Genomic DNA, 16,233 nt, shown 5'->3' with positions numbered 1-16,233 from the left:
CCATCCGCCGCCCCCCATCCGCCGCCCCCAATCCGCGATCCAAGGACGCTGACCCAGATGCCCGACGCCTCCCTGCCAGCCCAGAGTGCCGCACTCCATCGTGTGGCGCAGGGCAGTCTTTGCGCGGGCTGTGGCGCCTGCGCAGCGCTCGCCCCGGGCAAGGTGGCCATGACGACTGTCGCTCCCGGCTTTCTGCGTCCGCAGCAGACCGCCTCGCTGAGCACGCAAGAGGAAAACTCCATCGCTGCCGTCTGCCCCGGCCTCGGCCAGAGCATCGCGGCGGCAGGCAGGCCCGATCCGGTGCTCTGGGGCCCCTATCGCGAGATCATGACAGGATCGGCAAGCGATCCGGCCATCCGCCACGCCGGCGCCTCGGGCGGTGCCCTGTCCATGATGCTGGTGCATCTGATCGAGTCCGGCAAAGTCGATGCTGTCGTGCAGACCGCCGCCGCGCCCGATCTTGTCATCGGCAATGCAACCGTCCTTTCAAGGGATTCAGACGCCATCATTCGGGCTGCCGGATCACGCTATGCGCCCTCCGCGCCACTGCAGGGCCTGCCGGATCAGCTGGCCGCACATGCCGCCACGGGCCGCCGCTTTGCCTTTGTCGGCAAGCCTTGCGATGCGGCAGCCCTGCGGGCCATGTGCACGCGCGATCCGGCGGTGGCCGCGGCCTTTCCGGTGATCCTGTCGTTTTTCTGCGCCGGCGTACCCTCTCATGCGGGTGCCGAAAAAATCCTCGAGGCCATGGGCACCGATCTTGCCGATACGGCCGCGTTCCGCTTTCGCGGCAACGGCTGGCCCGGGCGGGCCACGGCGACGGCGCGCGACGGGCAGGAACGCTCGATGAGCTATCATGACAGCTGGGGCAAGATCCTGTCGAAACACATCCAGCACCGCTGCAAGATCTGCGCCGACGGCACAGGGGTGGCTGCCGATATCGTCTGCGCCGATGCCTGGGAAAGTGATGCCGCCGGCTATCCGGTGTTTGAAGAGGCGCCGGGGATCAGCCTTATCGTCGCACGCACCGATCTGGGCGCGCGCCTGCTGTCCGAGGCTCGCGCCGCACAGCGCATCGACACGCAGCCCTTCGACATCACCACCTTGGCCACCATCCAGCCCGGCCAGCGCGAAAGGCGCCGTGCCCTGCTCGCGCGCCTTCTGGCGCTGAAACTGACCGGCGCCCCGATCCCGCGTTATGAGGGGTTGCAAATTCTTGCGGCAGCGCGGCAAAATCCCATGGCGCGCAATCTCAAGAATTTTCTTGGCACCCTGCGCCGCCGCCTGCGCCCCCAGAGAGCGAAAGACTGACATGCCCCAGACACCGCTGCGCATCTGCCTCATCATGCATTCCACACGCTCGGACAACATGGGCGTCGGTGCCCTGACCGTGTCCGAGATCGAGATCCTGCGCGGCATCGGCCGGGATCTGGACCGCGCGGTCGAAATCACCGTGCTCGACTGGAAGGATGCGCGCCGCCCCTATGTCAGCGGGCCGGATGTGCGCATCGTCGATATGGATGGCCGCATGATGCGCAGCCCCTCGGGCTTCTTTGCGCTGGCGCGGGCCTCTGATCTGGTGATCGACATCGGCGCGGGCGACAGCTTTGCCGATATCTACGGCACGGCGCGGCTGAAACGGATGTTCGCGCTGAAATACCTCACCCATCTGGCGCGCACACCGCTCGTCATGGCACCCCAGACCGTCGGCCCCTTCACCAAGGGATGGTCAAAGGCGCTGGCGCGCCTGTCCATGCGGCTCTGCGCTGTGGTCGCCAGCCGCGACCGCCTCTCGACCGAAGCCGCCCGCGCCCTGGGCTGCCGCGATGTGATCGAGGCCTCAGATGTCGCGCTGCGCCTGCCCTATACCGCCCCCCCGGCGCGGGATGGCGGGCCGGTCCGAGTCGGCATCAACGTCTCGGGTCTGCTGATGGGCGGGGGCTATACCGGCAAGAACGAATTCGGCCTCACGATGGATTACCCCGGGCTGATCCGCGACCTGATCCGGCATTTCCAGGCCCATCCCGACGGCTGCGAGGTGCATCTGGTGCCCCATGTCATCGTCCGCTCCGGCCCGATGACGGGCGAGGATGACTTTCGCGCCTCAGAAGCGCTGGCGGCGGAGTTCCCCGGCACCGTGCTCGCCCCGGCCTTTGACTCCCCGTCCGAGGCCAAAAGCTATATTGCCGGGCTCGATTTCTTCATGGGCGCGCGGATGCATGCTTGTATCGCGGCGTTTTCCTCTGGGGTGCCGGTGGTGCCGATGGCCTATTCGCGCAAGTTCGAGGGGCTGTTCGGCACCATCGGCTATGCGCGCACCGTGGATTGCACCACGCAATCCGCAGAGCATATCCGCACAACCATCGCCGATGCCTATGAGATCCGCGCCACGCTCCAGAGCGAAGCCGCCGGGGCCCTGCGCCGCGGTCAGGACAAGCTCAAGACCTACGAGGACGCTTTGCGCATGATTCTGGCCCGGGTCGACTAGGGCCGGGATGGCACAAGCCGCGATCATCATCCCGCATTTCAACGACATCGCGCGACTGCTGCGGTGCCTGGCCGCGCTGATGCCGCAGGTGACGGCAGAGGTAGAGGTGGTGGTGGCAGACAACAGCTCGACTCAGCCGCTAGACCCGGTGCGCGCCGCCTTTCCCGACCTGCGTATCGTGACCGAGCCGCGCCCCGGCGCCGCCATGGCGCGCAACTGTGGCGTGGCGCACACCACCGCCCCGCAGCTGTTCTTTCTGGATTGCGACTGTGTGCCCGCCCCGGACTGGCTGGCGGTAGCTCTGGCGATTGCGGACCGCTCGGATGTGATCGGCGGCACGATCACGGTGTTTGACGAAACCCCGCCACCGCGCTCGGGCGCCGAAGCCTTCGAGACGGTCTTTGCCTTCGACAACCGCGGCTATATCGAAAACAAGGGCTTCTCGGTCACCGCCAACCTGCTGACCCGCCGGGATGTCTTTGCTGCGGTCGGGCCGTTTTCGTCCGGCCTGTCCGAGGATCTGGACTGGTGCCACCGGGCCACGGCACAGGGCTTTGCGCTGATTCATGAGGATGCGCTACGCGTCGCGCACCCCACCCGGTCCGATTGGACCGCGCTGGTGCGCAAATGGCGGCGCCTGACAATCGAATCCTGGGGGCTGCAGGGCTCTGGCCCCGGCGCGCGGCTGCGCTGGGGGCTGCGGGCACTGGCACTGCCGCTGTCGGTGCTGGCGCATATGCCAAAGGTGCTCGCCTCGGACCGGCTGAGCGGGGCTGAGCGCCGCTCAGCCCTCGCCACGCTGGCCCGCCTGCGGCTGCGGCGTTGCGGCTGGATGCTCTGGCAGGTGCTGGGGCGGCAGATCTGAGCTTGGCGCAAAGATAACGGGACCAGAGCAGCGATTGCGCACAGATGTAGTTTTCAGAAGGTTAGAGCAGAAATGGCATTTCGTTACACAGGTCGCTACCCCGACAGCTTTCTTGAGGCCGTTCAGCGCTACGGCCTTCTTGCGACCTGCCGCACCCGGCTGCGCGATATCTTTCTGCTGGTGCGGCGGCTCTATCTGGTGAAAGTCTGGAAAATGGACATCCACCCCTATACGCTGGTGTCTCTCAAGGCGGTCTTGGACCGCACCTATCCCCAGGGCGTCCATATCGGCGAAGGCAGCGCGGTGAATTTCGATGCGGTCATCCTGACCCATGACATGGCGTCGAGCAAACGGCTGCACACCCGGGTCGGGCGCTACTGCGGCATCGGCGCGCGCTGCATCCTGCTGCCCGGCGTCACCGTGGGGGATCATGCCATCGTGGCTGCAGGGGCGATCGTCACAAAGGATGTGCCGTCCCATACGATTGTCGCAGGCAATCCGGCCCGGATCATACGCATCGGCATCATGACCACGAATTTCGGCCGCATGACCGACAAAGGCAAACCGCCGGAAGGATCTGACGGGGCACCGGCAGCTGCCACAGAGGCACATACAGACGCCCCGGCGGGGGCACCTCTCCCCGGAACCGACGACTGAATAGATCGTGGGTCCTTGGGTTTTTTCTTATGCCGGTCTGGCGCTTGTCTACGGCGGCTTGTCCAGCCTTGTCCTGATCGGGGGGGCGCGGCTGATCGGGCGGTTTCCCGGCTGGCATGTGCTGCCGTTCCTGTTCAGCACGCTGACCTTCATCTTCATGACCCAGCATCCCTTTCCCGATCCGGCCAGCATGCACTGCCCGGTGCCCACGGCGGTTCCCCAGCTGCAACCACTGCAGGTCACCAAAACCATCCAGAGGCTCATGCGGCGCGATGCCGTCTGGTACGAATATCTGATGAGCCGCACCGTCGCCGCAACAGCGATGAACTTCCTGCTCTGCGCGGTCATCGGTCTTGCCTTGGCGCGGCATGTCACGCGGCTGCGCACGGCCGCGCTGTTCGGGATCCTGCTGACGCTGAGCATCGAGCTGACCCAGCTGACCGGGTTCTGGGGGCTGTGGCCCTGCCCCTGGCGTCAGTTCAACGTTGACGATCTGCTGATGAACGCGCTTGGCGTGATCGCAGGCTTTGCCCTGGCGCAGCCCCTGAAGAAAAGGAAGTCGCTCAGCGACTCTGCGGGCGCTGGCGAAAACGACTGACCCTCGGCTGTCTCGGCAGCTCTCAGCGGCGCGGGCTCCGCAGCGGGCGGCCGTGAAACGCCCGCAACAGTGCTTATAAACGGCTTCCCATTCAGGCCGCCGTCAATCAGACTACATGGTGTGTCATTGACGAAAAAGTAGTAGATATTTGCCTCGAGGTTCGTGGCATGGACCGGCTGGCCCCGACAGGAGGCTGCGCTGCCTCTCTTGCGAGGTCTGCCTGCGCTGAAATCGCAGATCAGTCCTCCACCATGCAGGTGTCGACCTGCCGAAACGAGCAGAGGCAGGCTGAGTGATGTCATCATGTGGCTTCAAGTACATATATATATAATCCAGTACAGGGCCACGCCTGTTTTCCCTGCCGGGAAACGGCTACAATCCAACCGTGGATTACCTGCGCATGATCGCGGCTCGTGATCGTGCTGTTTCTCGCGCAGGCCCCCCTGGGACAGTTAGGAGAGACGGCCGTCGGTGTCTTTGTCGTCTTCATGGTCACATTTTCACTGCGCGGCTCGCAACGCAGCCGTACGAAAACCGCTTAATTCGTTCACCCTGAACAATCCTCAACCTGCTGATTTCGTTTGCAGTTGGTGCTGAAAGGCTGGCATGGAACTGCAGGGTTTTGTATTCTGGCCTTCGAAACCTTGCAGATTTCGGAGCCCCGATGAAGCCCCATCCACGCCAAGCCGAGCAGGACGATCTCCTGCGTCCGCGTCTCACCGACATGATCGACATGCGTCACGAGTTGGCGAAGCTGGCCGCGCTGATCGACTGGGATTTCTTCGAGCGGGAGTGGGCCGGGTTCTTCCTGTCGCACCGCGGTCGCCCGGCGACCTCGCCGCGTCTGGTGGCGGGGTTGCTGTATGTCCAGCATGCCTACCGGCTGTCCGACGAGGCTGTGATCGCCCGTTGGGTCGAGAACCCCTACTACCAGCATTTCACCGGCGAGACGTTTTTCCAGCACCGCCCGCCGATCGACCCCTCGTCGCTGACACGGTGGCGCAACCGGATCGGCGAAGAAAGGGCCGAGTGGCTGCTCACGAAGACCATCGAAGCTGGGCGCAATTCCGGGGCTCTCGACAACGACAGCCTGTCGTGCGTCGCCGTCGACACGACGGTGATGGAGAAGAACATCGCACACCCGACCCCTCTCGGTAATTGCTTGCAACCACCTGCCGGGCAATGGACGCGCGGCTGTATGACAAGGCTCGACGGCAGCTCGTCGCACTGGCAGACGACGCCGGAATCACGCTGCGCCAGAACTACAACCGTCTGGCACCGCGCCTGGCCATGCAGGCCGGCCGCTACGCCCATGCGCGCCAGTTCAAGCGCATGCGCAAGGCCCTGAAACAGCTGAAGGGTTACACCGGCCGTGTCCTACGCGACCTTCGCCGTCAGCTGGATGCGATCCCCGAGGGTCCGCTGCGCGAGCGCGTTCTGGACACCCTCGTGCTGGTGGGCCGCCTGCTGCACCAAGGGCCAAAGAGCCGCGGCAAGATTTACGCGCTGCATGAGCCGGAGGTCGACTGCATCTCGAAAGGCAAGGCACGCAAGCGACATGAGTTTGGCACCAAGGTCAGCCTGGCGACAACTATCGACGAAGGTTTCATCGTCGGCATGCGGGCCCTGCCGGGCAACCCTTACGACGGCCATACCTTGCCCGAGGCTTTGGAACAGGTCGCCATCCTGACCGGCCATACCCCGGCGTTGGCGGTCGTCGACCGCGGATATCGCGGCCACGGCGTATCGGCGACGCAGGTCCTGATCAGCGGCACCCGCCGCGGCCTGACCCCGACACTGAAACGGCTGCTGCGACGGCGCAGCGCCATCGAGCCGGAAATCGGCCACATGAAAACCGATGGCCGCCTGTCACGCTGTCCCTTGAAGGGCACGACCGGCGACGCGATCTTTGCTGTGCTCTGCGGCTGCGGCCACAACATCCGCAAGATACTGGCCCACCTCAGGGCTCTCTTGACTCTTTTGATCACCACATTTGCCGTGATCATGAACGCCCTGATCCCCGAAAACTCCCGGGGTAGTCGTCAGAGCGGCATCCCTGAAGTTTGTTCAGCCTGAACTAATTCATTGTGCAGCGCGGGCCCCGGCTGCTCAAACCCTACCTGATCTGGAGTCTGATTTATGTCGCGATGTTCACCGCACAGGCGGTGATCAAACACCAGTCCGTTGTCGAATCACTGCGCAGCTGGCTGCCGCCGGAGGGCTCGCAACGACAGCTCTGGTTCCTGCCTTGAGCGCTGGTAATCTGTGTAATGCTGAATTATTTTGCATCCCTGACATGGACCGGAAAAACCGGGCCACGCCATACTGCCATGCTGATCGCGGCAACGGTGGTGCTGTGCCCGGCCTGCCTGATGGTCTGGACCTATACTGATCTGCCGCTGTTTTTCGCCCTGTGCATTCTCTACATTCCCTCTGTCCTGCTTGCTGTTCTTGTATTCCTGTTCCAGGGCTCGGCCCGAAATCTGGCGCTTGTCGCCACCGGCTCAATCCTGGGGGCCTGGGGGATGCAGGCATCGGCGTGCCGCTGTCGATCCTGGCACTGAGCCTCAGAACCCCGGCCCTGTCCTGGAGCAAGCGGCTGAACCAGCTCTCCATGGATGTCTACCTCGTGCATATCGCCGCCCTGTCTGCTGTGGTCCAACTCACCCCCCTCTGGCCCGGAACAGTGGCGGGCGCCGCGCTTGCCGTCACCCTCAGAATCGCCTTGTCCCTGCCGCTTCAGATTCCGCGGATCGCGCGTCTGACCCATTAGAGCCTGCTACCTTGCCCTGAAGGGAACCGCAGAGAATCGAGCCAGGTTACCCGAACCTGTGTCCGGCTGTCCCGGCACCACATGAGGCCTTCCTGTGGTTTTTCTATTTCGTCTGCCTGTGGTTTTGATCCGGATCAGCGCCAAGCGTAGCGGAAGATTGCAACCATTAAGACCTCTTTAACTCACAGCATGCACCCTACCCGGGCTGTCAGAAGGACAGAACAAACGCCTCGCGGGGGCTCGCCATGGTACGCAATGCAACACTGGACTATGCTCGGCTGCTGGCCGCCTGTGGCATCGTCGTCTTTCACACCGGGGCGCCGGGCGCGGCCCTGGGCTATGCGGCGCTACCGTTCTTCCTCATCCTGATTGTGGTGCTTGCTGCCCCTGCCGCCGGACGGGAAGGGCTGCGCAGCTATGCCCGGGGTCGGGCACGTCGGCTGCTGCTGCCCTGGCTGATATGGTCGGGAATCTATGGCGCGCTGAAACTGGCCGAACTGGCGGTGACCGGCGCGCCGCTCGCCTCGGAGTTTGCGCCGTACATGCTGCTGACCGGCCCTGCGCTGCACCTGTGGTTCCTGCCCTTTGCCTTTGCCGCCTGCCTGCTGGTGCATCCCCTGATCCGGCTGGCGGCCCCGGAACCGGGCCACAGGGCGCGCGTGGGGATGCTCTCGGTCGCTCTGGTGGTGATCGGGCTGGCCGCACTGGCCTTGCGGCAGGGGCATGCCTTTCCCGCCCCGCTCGCACAGTGGCTCTATGCGCTGCCCCCGGTCTGTCTGGGCCTTGCCTTTGCCCTGTCCCGTGGCGGCGTCGGGCTGATGCCTGCGGTGCTGACCAGCTTTGTCACCCTGGCCCTGACCTTCGGATGGACCTCCGGGCTGGCGCAGGTCACGCTGGCCGCCGCGGCTCTGATCCTGTGCCTGGCCCTGCCCTCTCCGTCCAGCTGGCTGTCCGAAAAGTCGGGCAATGTGGCAATTGGCATCTACCTTGCCCACCCTCTTGTGGTGTCAGTCCTCCGGAGGGTCACAGATATTATTCCGGAGAGTCTGATGATGGCGGGGCTTGGATGCCTTGGTGCTGCAGCGATCTCGGTCACGGCGGCGGGCATAGCGATGATCATCGGCACGATGCGTCCACAACACACCCGCGTCGGCAACACAATGGCGTAAACAGCACCCTAAACCCAAGATGGGGAATCGATTAACCCGGGCAATCTTGCTATACGCTTGCAAGAAGCGGTCAATCTGTGCCGCCTTCGCGTATTTTGTGCCAAAAACCGGATTTCCCAGATGTCAGATGCCACCAGTCCCCGCCGCCTTGAGATCTTTGGCACGGGGGCCGTAAACCCGCTTGGCTTTTTGCTGTTCGTGGCGCTCATCGCCGTATCTGTGCCGGTCTTCTGGCTGGGTTTTCAGGCGCTGGCCAGTGCCTGGATCACACCGGAATACAGCCACGGGCCCCTGATCCCGCTGATCTCGCTCTATCTGTTCCTGCGCGAGTTGCGCCAGGCCCCGCCTCGCGACCCCGCCCAGCCGGTGAACCGCTGGCCCGGAATCGCCGTGATCGCACTCGGGCTGGTTTTCGGCATCTTCGGCAATCTGGTGCAGATCCCCGATGTGGTCACCTATGCCTTCATCATCTGGATGGGGGGACTGGTGCTGACCGGCTTTGGCTGGCAGCGCGGGCGCACCCACCAGCTGCCGGTGCTGCATCTGATCTTCATGCTGCCGCTGCCGCAATTCGTCTACTGGCAGCTCACGATCTTCCTGCAGCTGGTCTCTTCGGAACTCGGGGTCTGGTTCATCCAGCTGGCGGGCATTCCCGTCTTTCTCGAAGGCAATGTGATCGACCTCGGCATCTACAAGCTGCAGGTGGCCGAGGCCTGCTCGGGCCTGCGCTACCTGTTTCCGATCCTGTCGTTCAGCTATCTGTTCGCGATCCTCTATCGTGGACCGTTCTGGCACAAGGTGGTGATGTTCCTGATGGCAGCCCCCCTGACCGTCTTCATGAACTCCTTCCGGATCGGCATGATCGGCGTGCTGGTCAACAGCTACGGCATCGGCCAAGCCGAAGGCTTCCTGCATTTCTTCGAAGGCTGGGTGATCTTCGGCGCCTGTATCGGCATCCTGTTTCTGACCGCAGTGCTGCTGCAGCGCCTGACCCCCAGCCCGCTGGGGCTGCGCGACACAATCGACATGGATTTCGACGGGCTCGGCGCGCAGGCCGCGCGGATCCTGTCAATCCGCCCGGCCAGCGGCATCGCCATCGCCACCCTGGTCAGTCTTGCGATCACGGCGGCCTTCCTCTTCACCCCCGCGCCCGACCGGGTGTTGCCCGAGCGGGACAGCTTTACCCTGTTCCCGCGCGCCATCGACGACTGGAACAGCTATACCATCCCGCTGGAGCCCGAAACGGCAAAGGTGCTGAACGCCTCGGATTACATCAACGCGATTTACATGCTGCCCGGCCAGCCCGAAACCTATGTCAACTTCTTCTCGGCCTATTACGACAAGCAGACCGAAGGCTCGGGCATCCATTCGCCCGAGGTCTGCCTGCCCGTCGGCGGCTGGGAGGTGTTTTCCATCGAGCCGGTCGAGGTTTCCTTCCCGGACACGGTCTATGGCAGCTTCACCCTGAACCGGGCGGTGATCGAGAAAGGCCTGTCGCGCCAGCTGGTCTATTACTGGTTCGAACAGCGCGGCAAGCGGCAGACCAACGACTATGTGGCCAAGGCCGGGGTGGTCTGGGACAGCCTGACCATCGGGCGCACCGACGGTGCGCTGGTGCGCTTCGTCACCCCGATCAACCGAGGAGAGAGCGAGTCCGAGGCCGATACACGCCTGCAGGGCTTTATGGCAGAGCTACTACCCCGCCTGCCCCGCTTCATCCCCGAATAGCCGCGCAAAGGATGAGGCCGTGCTTGCATAAGACAACCGCCTCTGGGCATTCAGGCACATGAACGCCCTCCCCCAGCCCTATAATCCACATCCCTCACGCTGGCTGCCTTGGCCACCGGCCCTGCTGGCCCTGCTGCTGGCCAGCATCCTGCCCGAACTTTTACTGACGCTGGCGGATCTGGGGCTGGCCGGTCCACCCTATCTGCGCCTGATGGCCTACCGGCTGGGATCCTTCCAGCCCGACCTGCTGAACGGCCAGCCGCGCGCGGTCTATGCCGCCCAGCCGACGCTGATGTTCCTCAGCTACGGCGTCATTCACACTGGCTTGCTGCATCTAGCCGGGAACATGGCGGCAATGCTCTATCTCGGGCGGCTGACGCTGGAACGTCGCTCGGGCCGGGGGCTGTGGGGGCTGTATCTGGTCACCACCATAGGTGCGGCGGCGATGTTTGCCCTAGTGGGGCCGCCCCTTGCCACGATGGTGGGCGCCTCGGGCGCCCTCTTCGGGCTGCTGGGGGCCTGGTGCGTGGATTCCGGTCTGCTCGCGCCCAGGGGCCCCCGATCGGCCCCGCGCCCGCTGATGCAGTTCCTCAACTTGCTCGCCTGCGCCGCGGCGCTGATCCTGTGCGACATCGCGGGCCGCCTCCTGCTCGGCACCCCGGTCGCCTGGCAGGCCCATACCGGCGGCTTTCTCAGCGGCGCGCTCTTTGCGCTGGCCCTGCCGCACCGCCCCCCGCTCCGCACCGCCAGCCCGGCCTGAACGCCCAGAAAAGCAAAGGCCGCGGTACAGTCGCGCGCGTCGCGAACAGTTCTGCAACCCTCCCGAATCCGCCCGGTTCGATCACCGGGCGCACCGGATACAGCGCCCTGTCGCCCGCCTGCCAATGTTCGCGGTCCAGACTGTCGCGATCAAAGACCCAGTCCAGCCACTGACGCAGCAGACCGGTGGTGAAGATATTGCCGGTGCGGGCCGAAAAGATGCCTTAGATAAACCGCCGCGCACTATCGGGCTACAGCAGGGGCGGTGCCGATTCAGCATTCATCCAGGCATAGCCGTGGCGCTGCGCCAGAAATGCCGCGGCGCCACGGCCGTCATAGGGGGCCCTACACGTCGCTGTGGGCCACATCCTGCGGATGATCTGTCCTCTCGGCCCCATCGCACCAGCGGATGCACCTTGGCCCGCGCCCCCATATCCCCCGCCATATGGCTTCCATACGAAATCCATACGCTTTCCATATCGGGATTTTGCCTTCCCTGCCCCGTGCCGCGATCCGTTGGACACGCCCCGCGGCGCCCGGTATGACGGTGGCAAGCTCAGCACAGGACGGCCCAGAAACATGACCCAGACCCCCGCCGATATCGCCCGTGGCGTGCTGCACACCGAAGCGGCGGCGCTGACCCGGCTCGGCGATGAATTGCCTAGTGATTTCAACGCGGTTGTGACCCGCCTGCTGCAGATCCCCGGCCGGGTGATCGTATCCGGCATGGGCAAGTCCGGCCATGTGGCGGGCAAGATCGCCGCCACACTCGCCTCGACCGGCACGCCTGCGCAAGCCGTGCATCCCGGCGAGGCAAGCCATGGTGACCTTGGCATGATCACGGCGGCGGACGCAGTCATTCTAATTTCGAATTCGGGGGAAACCCGCGAGCTGGCCGATATCATCGCCCACACCCGCCGCTTTGCCATTCCGCTGATCGCGATAACCCGAAACCCTGATAGCACCTTGGCAACGCAGGCTAATTTTGTCCTCACCTTGCCGGATGCGCCCGAGGCCTGCGCCATCGGCATGGCGCCCACCACCTCAACCACAATGACTATGGCGCTGGGGGATGCGCTGGCCGTGGCGCTGATGCAGCATCGCGGGTTTGACCGCGAAAACTTCCTGACCTTCCACCCCGGCGGCACCCTCGGGGCACAGCTGATCAAGGTGCGCGCAGCCATGCACAAGGGCGACGCCCTACCCGTGGTCAGCCCCGACACCGGCATGGGCGAAACCCTGCTGGTGATGAGCGCCAAGGGCTTTGGCGTCGCCGCCGTGGTCGAGGACGGCGGCCTCACCGGCGTGATCACCGACGGGGATTTGCGCCGCAATCTGGACGGGTTGATGGAGCGGCGCGCAGGCGATGTGGCCACGCCCAATCCGCGCAGCATCTCCCCCGACATTCTGCTGATCGAGGCCTTGGGCGTGATGAACGCCGCCAAGATCAGCGCAATTTTTGTTGTTGAAAAGGAACAGCTTGTGGGACTTGTCCATATCCATGATGCGCTGCGGGCGGGTGTCGCATGAGCGCGGTCATCTTCATCCCCGCACGCTTCGCCTCGACTCGCTATCCGGGCAAGCCGCTGGTGGAACTGACCGGTGCGACGGGCGTGAAAAAAAGCCTGATCCAGCGCAGCTGGGAGGCGGCTATGGCGGTCAAGGGCGCAACAGCCGTCTATGTGCTGACCGATGATACCCGCATTGCCGACGCCGCACGCGGCTTTGGCGCGGATGTGCTGATGACCAGTGAGGGCGCCCGAAATGGCACCGAACGCTGCGCCGAAGGGCTCGCCCAGCTGGACAGAAAGCCTGACATCGTGATCAACCTGCAGGGGGACGCCCCCCTGACGCCGGGCTGGTTCGTCGAGGCGCTGATCGAACGTATGACGGCGGATTCCTCGGTGCAGATGGTCACTCCGGTGGTGAAATGTGACGCCGAAACGCTGGAAAACTTTGTCACTGACCGCCGCAACGGCAGGGTCGGCGGCACCACGGCAGTGATGCGCGCCGATGGCAGCGCGCTCTATTTCTCCAAGGAAGTGCTGCCCTACGTCGGCTCGCTGAAAAACCCACCCGAGGTCTGGCACCACGTTGGTGTCTACGGCTACCGCCCCGCCGCCCTTGACGCCTATGGCACATGGCCCGAGGGGCCGCTGGAACGCGCCGAAGGCCTTGAACAGCTGAGATTTCTTGAAAACGGCACCCCCGTCACCTGCGTCGCGGTTCAATCCCGTGGCCGGGTGTTCTGGGAGCTTAACAACCCCATCGACGTGGCCCGCATCGAGGCGGTGCTGGCCCGGGAAGGACAGTCATGACAGCCCCCAAATCCGTCACAATCGGCAACATCCGGGTCGCAAACGACGCACTCTTTGCCCTGATCGCCGGCCCCTGCCAGCTTGAATCCCTTGATCACGCCCGCATGCTGGCGACCCGGATTGCCGAGGCCGCAGAGGCAGCCAGCACGCCCTGGATCTTCAAGGGCAGCTATGACAAGGCCAACCGCTCTTCCCTTGGCGGTAAGCGCGGTCTGGGCATGGAGGCAGGGCTGGAAATCCTCGCTGCGATCAAAGCCGAATTCGGCTGTCCGGTGCTGACGGATGTGCATGCGCCGGACCACTGCGCCCCGGTGGCCGAAGTGGTCGATGTGCTGCAGATTCCGGCATTTCTCAGCCGTCAGACGGATCTCTTGCTGGCCGCGGGCGAAACCGGCGCGGCGATCAACGTCAAGAAGGGGCAGTTCCTCGCTCCCTGGGACATGGCGCATGTGGCGGACAAGATCGCATCGACCGGCAATCAGCGCATCCTGCTGTGTGAGCGTGGCGCAAGTTTTGGCTACAACATGCTGGTGTCGGACATGCGCTCTCTGCCGATCATGGCCGAAACCGGCTATCCCGTGGTGATGGACGCCACCCATTCGGTACAGCTGCCGGGTGGTCAGGGGACATCCTCGGGCGGGCAGCGGCAATATGTCGAACCGCTGGCGCGTGCAGCGCTGGCCGTGGGCGCGGCTGCGGTGTTCATCGAAACCCATGAGGACCCGGAAAACGCACCGTCGGACGGGCCCAACATGGTGCCGATTGACCGCCTGGCAAAGATGCTGAAAGGCCTGCGCGCCATCGACGATCTAACCAAGAACATCAGCTGAGGCACTCGGCAGAGGGATCTCTCCCGGATGTGGTCCCCCTGCCAGCTCGGTGTGAACGGCCCAGATCCGGCACCGCTCTTGCTCGGACAAAAACAACGACATATGGGCGTTTCTATCACTCAGCACAGATACCGCAAAGACATCAGCGCCGCACACTGAGGCCTGATACATGATCGCACTCGATCACACGCTCGCGCCGTTCAAAAATCACCTGTACCAACGGGGGCATCCATGCATGCGCAAATCAGCTGACGGACGGTTCTCCCCTTACCCCAGACGGATTTATCCCACGGCCCTTGTGATGGGGATGCCAAGGGCGGTGTAGCCGTTCAGGATCGCGATGCGCACCTGAACCTCCGCGACCTGGCGGTCAAAGTCGCGCGACAGCAGCCGCTTGCCCAGAAGTTTCACACAATGCATCTTTGTCTCGACGCGACTCCGGCGGTGGTAGCCGCTCCAGTTCCGCAAGAGTGCTCGACCCAGATATCTTGATGCGCGCAGCGCGTCGTTCCTGGCGATGGCGCCGGCGGTGGTTGGCTTCCATGGCTGGGCATTTTTGCGCGGTGGGATGACCGCAGAGGCTCCACGATCGGCCCCTCTCATGCATGTAAACATGCACTGCCGGGCAGTGGATGGCGTTATGGCATCGGCGCGTGTCGTAGGCACCATCGGCAGTCACGCTGCCAATCTCCTGATCGCGCGGGATCTGGTTAAGTGAAGAGGGGTTGGCACCCAACTTCATCTCGGGATCGAACCAGATCGTCAGTGACCCGCGACGCTTCAGCGCCGCATTATAGGCAGCCCAGTTCGTCGTCTTGTAGGTCAGTGATGTCGGTTTGCTCATGCGGGCCAGCTACCACACTGGATTCACGACATGAATCCCTGCCAGATTTGTGCATGTATGGATGCCCCCGTTGGTGCAAGTGATTTTTGAACGGTTCGAGCGTGTGATCGGGTGCGGTCATGTATCAGGCCTCTGTGTGCGGCGGTGATGTGACCGCGGGCCGGTATGGCGATGCGCGGACCAGAAGCATATCAACAAACCGAGCTCTTTGGCTCCTGCACAAATGCTGCTTTCTCTGACCCGGATCTGATCGATCCTTTGCCCTTACTGTTCAGTGACCTTCTCACACCCCCAACTTACCGGGACGTCGTCACGCGCGATCTTCGCTACGCCATCGTCGCCGCCGGATTCTGATAATCCTCTTGTTTCGTCATCATGGCCCAGAGGCCACGCGCCATTTTGTTGGCCAGCGCAATCGCGGCAACCATGCGTGGCTTGGGGGTCAGCAGGCGCTTCAGCCAGCCATTGTTCGGTGTGTCAAAGCGCTCGACAGCCTGAAGGACTGCCATGGCTCCAGAGACCAAGAGGGTGCGGATGTCGCGCTGACCCATCTTCGAGGTCTTCCCGAGCCGAGCCTTGCCGCCCGTCGAGTGCTGCTTGGGCACAAGCCCAAGCGTCATGCCAAAGGCGTGCGTATCGCACGACGCGGAAAAATCACGACCGCGTTTGAAGGTGGCCAGGTCTGGGGCAAACGTCTCGATCGCAAGCGCCGTGACAGGGCCCACGCCCGGCATGGTCTGTGCGCGGCGCACCACTTCGGCTTTTTGGGCGGCACATCTCATCTTCGCGTCAAGCTCAGCGACGCGCGCATTCAACCCCTCGATCTGCTCCAGATACATCTGACCAAGTTCCCGCACCTCGGCGTGCAGCCCCGTGTCATCATCTGCAATTGCGTGCGCGAGCGTTTTGAGCTGAGCAGGCCCTCGGGCCGCGACCAGACCGTGTTCCGCGAGGTGGCCGCGTAAAGCATTGATCATCTGGGTGCGCTGGCCGACGAACATCTGCCGCGTGCGAAACAGCATGGCGCGGGCCTGCTGATCTTCCGTCTTCACCGCAACAAAGCGCATGGTTGGACGCATTGCAGCCTCTACAATGGCCTCTGCATCTGCCACATCGTTCTTTTGGCGTTTGACGAATGGCTTTACATAGACTGGCGGGATCAGGCGTACATCGTGCCCCATCTCCTCGAATGCCCGACCCCAGC

The 16,233-nt window shown here is 63.7% G+C and carries 14 protein-coding genes and 2 pseudogenes; 14 read left to right on the top strand and 2 right to left on the bottom strand.

Going from position 1 to position 16,233, the window contains the following annotated elements:
- The 14 genes and pseudogenes from P775_RS16530 to kdsA form a co-directional block, all read left to right on the top strand.
- The coding region (locus P775_RS16530) for a Coenzyme F420 hydrogenase/dehydrogenase, beta subunit C-terminal domain (protein ID WP_342749661.1) at positions 1-1,311 on the top strand (1,311 nt) is incomplete at its 5' end.
- 1 nt (position 1,312) lies between these two features.
- Positions 1,313-2,488, top strand: a complete 1,176-nt coding sequence (locus tag P775_RS16525; protein ID WP_099912006.1) for a polysaccharide pyruvyl transferase family protein — start codon at positions 1,313-1,315, stop codon at positions 2,486-2,488.
- 7 nt (positions 2,489-2,495) lie between these two features.
- Positions 2,496-3,353, top strand: a complete 858-nt coding sequence (locus P775_RS16520; protein WP_099912005.1) for a glycosyltransferase family 2 protein — start codon at positions 2,496-2,498, stop codon at positions 3,351-3,353.
- A 72-nt stretch (positions 3,354-3,425) separates the two neighbouring features.
- Entirely contained in the window at positions 3,426-4,010 is a 585-nt protein-coding gene (locus tag P775_RS16515) for an acyltransferase (protein ID WP_099912004.1), read from the top strand.
- A 7-nt stretch (positions 4,011-4,017) separates the two neighbouring features.
- Entirely contained in the window at positions 4,018-4,608 is a 591-nt protein-coding gene (locus P775_RS16510; protein WP_099912003.1) for a VanZ family protein, read from the top strand.
- Between the two features lie 664 nt (positions 4,609-5,272).
- Positions 5,273-6,684, top strand: a pseudogene (locus P775_RS16505) (IS5 family transposase).
- 194 nt (positions 6,685-6,878) lie between these two features.
- A complete protein-coding gene (locus P775_RS16500; protein ID WP_099912002.1) occupies positions 6,879-7,172 on the top strand; it encodes a hypothetical protein in 294 nt (97 codons plus the stop codon).
- Positions 7,148-7,381 carry a hypothetical protein gene (locus P775_RS16495; protein WP_099912001.1) on the top strand — a complete coding sequence of 78 codons (234 nt, stop codon included), beginning with the start codon at positions 7,148-7,150 and terminating at the stop codon, positions 7,379-7,381. Before P775_RS16500 ends, P775_RS16495 begins: the two co-directional genes overlap by 25 nt.
- Positions 7,382-7,626: 245 nt before the next feature.
- Positions 7,627-8,550, top strand: a complete 924-nt coding sequence (locus P775_RS16490) for an acyltransferase family protein (RefSeq protein ID WP_099912000.1) — start codon at positions 7,627-7,629, stop codon at positions 8,548-8,550.
- A 120-nt stretch (positions 8,551-8,670) separates the two neighbouring features.
- Positions 8,671-10,278: a VPLPA-CTERM-specific exosortase XrtD gene (gene xrtD, locus P775_RS16485; RefSeq protein WP_099911999.1), complete on the top strand. Its 1,608-nt coding sequence runs from the start codon at positions 8,671-8,673 to the stop codon at positions 10,276-10,278.
- Positions 10,279-10,336: 58 nt separating this feature from the next.
- A complete protein-coding gene (locus P775_RS16480; protein WP_099911998.1) occupies positions 10,337-11,038 on the top strand; it encodes a rhomboid family intramembrane serine protease in 702 nt (233 codons plus the stop codon).
- A gap of 578 nt (positions 11,039-11,616) precedes the next feature.
- The gene (locus P775_RS16475; protein ID WP_099911997.1) at positions 11,617-12,567 is read left to right on the top strand and encodes a KpsF/GutQ family sugar-phosphate isomerase; all 951 of its coding nucleotides are present in this window, start codon (positions 11,617-11,619) and stop codon (positions 12,565-12,567) included.
- On the top strand, positions 12,564-13,355 hold the full coding sequence (locus tag P775_RS16470) for a 3-deoxy-manno-octulosonate cytidylyltransferase (RefSeq protein ID WP_099911996.1): 792 nt from the start codon (positions 12,564-12,566) through the stop codon (positions 13,353-13,355). The genes P775_RS16475 and P775_RS16470 overlap by 4 nt, the downstream gene beginning before the upstream one ends.
- The gene (gene kdsA, locus P775_RS16465; protein WP_099911995.1) at positions 13,352-14,185 is read left to right on the top strand and encodes a 3-deoxy-8-phosphooctulonate synthase; all 834 of its coding nucleotides are present in this window, start codon (positions 13,352-13,354) and stop codon (positions 14,183-14,185) included. Before P775_RS16470 ends, kdsA begins: the two co-directional genes overlap by 4 nt.
- 282 nt (positions 14,186-14,467) lie before the next feature.
- On the opposite strand, the pseudogene P775_RS16460 reads toward kdsA, so the two are convergent.
- Positions 14,468-14,909, bottom strand: a pseudogene (locus tag P775_RS16460) (transposase); the annotation flags it as partial.
- A 446-nt stretch (positions 14,910-15,355) separates the two neighbouring features.
- On the bottom strand, positions 15,356-16,233 hold an 878-nt coding region (locus P775_RS16455; protein ID WP_099911994.1), incomplete at its 5' end, for an IS110 family RNA-guided transposase.

This window comes from Puniceibacterium antarcticum (assembly GCF_002760615.1).
Classification (GTDB): Bacteria; Pseudomonadota; Alphaproteobacteria; order Rhodobacterales; family Rhodobacteraceae; genus Puniceibacterium; species Puniceibacterium antarcticum.
Note: the sequence above shows the minus strand (reverse complement) of the source record. Positions and strands in the feature narration are given on the sequence as shown.

Excerpts from the sequence above, each read along its gene's own strand:
- P775_RS16525 (WP_099912006.1), top strand. The coding sequence starts at position 1,313 with ATGCCCCAGACACCGCTGCGCATCTGCCTCATCATGCATTCCACACGC.
- P775_RS16520 (WP_099912005.1), top strand. The coding sequence starts at position 2,496 with ATGGCACAAGCCGCGATCATCATCCCGCATTTCAACGACATCGCGCGA.
- P775_RS16515 (WP_099912004.1), top strand. The coding sequence starts at position 3,426 with ATGGCATTTCGTTACACAGGTCGCTACCCCGACAGCTTTCTTGAGGCC.
- P775_RS16500 (WP_099912002.1), top strand. The coding sequence starts at position 6,879 with ATGCTGAATTATTTTGCATCCCTGACATGGACCGGAAAAACCGGGCCA.
- P775_RS16490 (WP_099912000.1), top strand. The coding sequence starts at position 7,627 with ATGGTACGCAATGCAACACTGGACTATGCTCGGCTGCTGGCCGCCTGT.
- xrtD (WP_099911999.1), top strand. The coding sequence starts at position 8,671 with ATGTCAGATGCCACCAGTCCCCGCCGCCTTGAGATCTTTGGCACGGGG.
- P775_RS16480 (WP_099911998.1), top strand. The coding sequence starts at position 10,337 with ATGAACGCCCTCCCCCAGCCCTATAATCCACATCCCTCACGCTGGCTG.
- P775_RS16475 (WP_099911997.1), top strand. The coding sequence starts at position 11,617 with ATGACCCAGACCCCCGCCGATATCGCCCGTGGCGTGCTGCACACCGAA.
- P775_RS16470 (WP_099911996.1), top strand. The coding sequence starts at position 12,564 with ATGAGCGCGGTCATCTTCATCCCCGCACGCTTCGCCTCGACTCGCTAT.
- kdsA (WP_099911995.1), top strand. The coding sequence starts at position 13,352 with ATGACAGCCCCCAAATCCGTCACAATCGGCAACATCCGGGTCGCAAAC.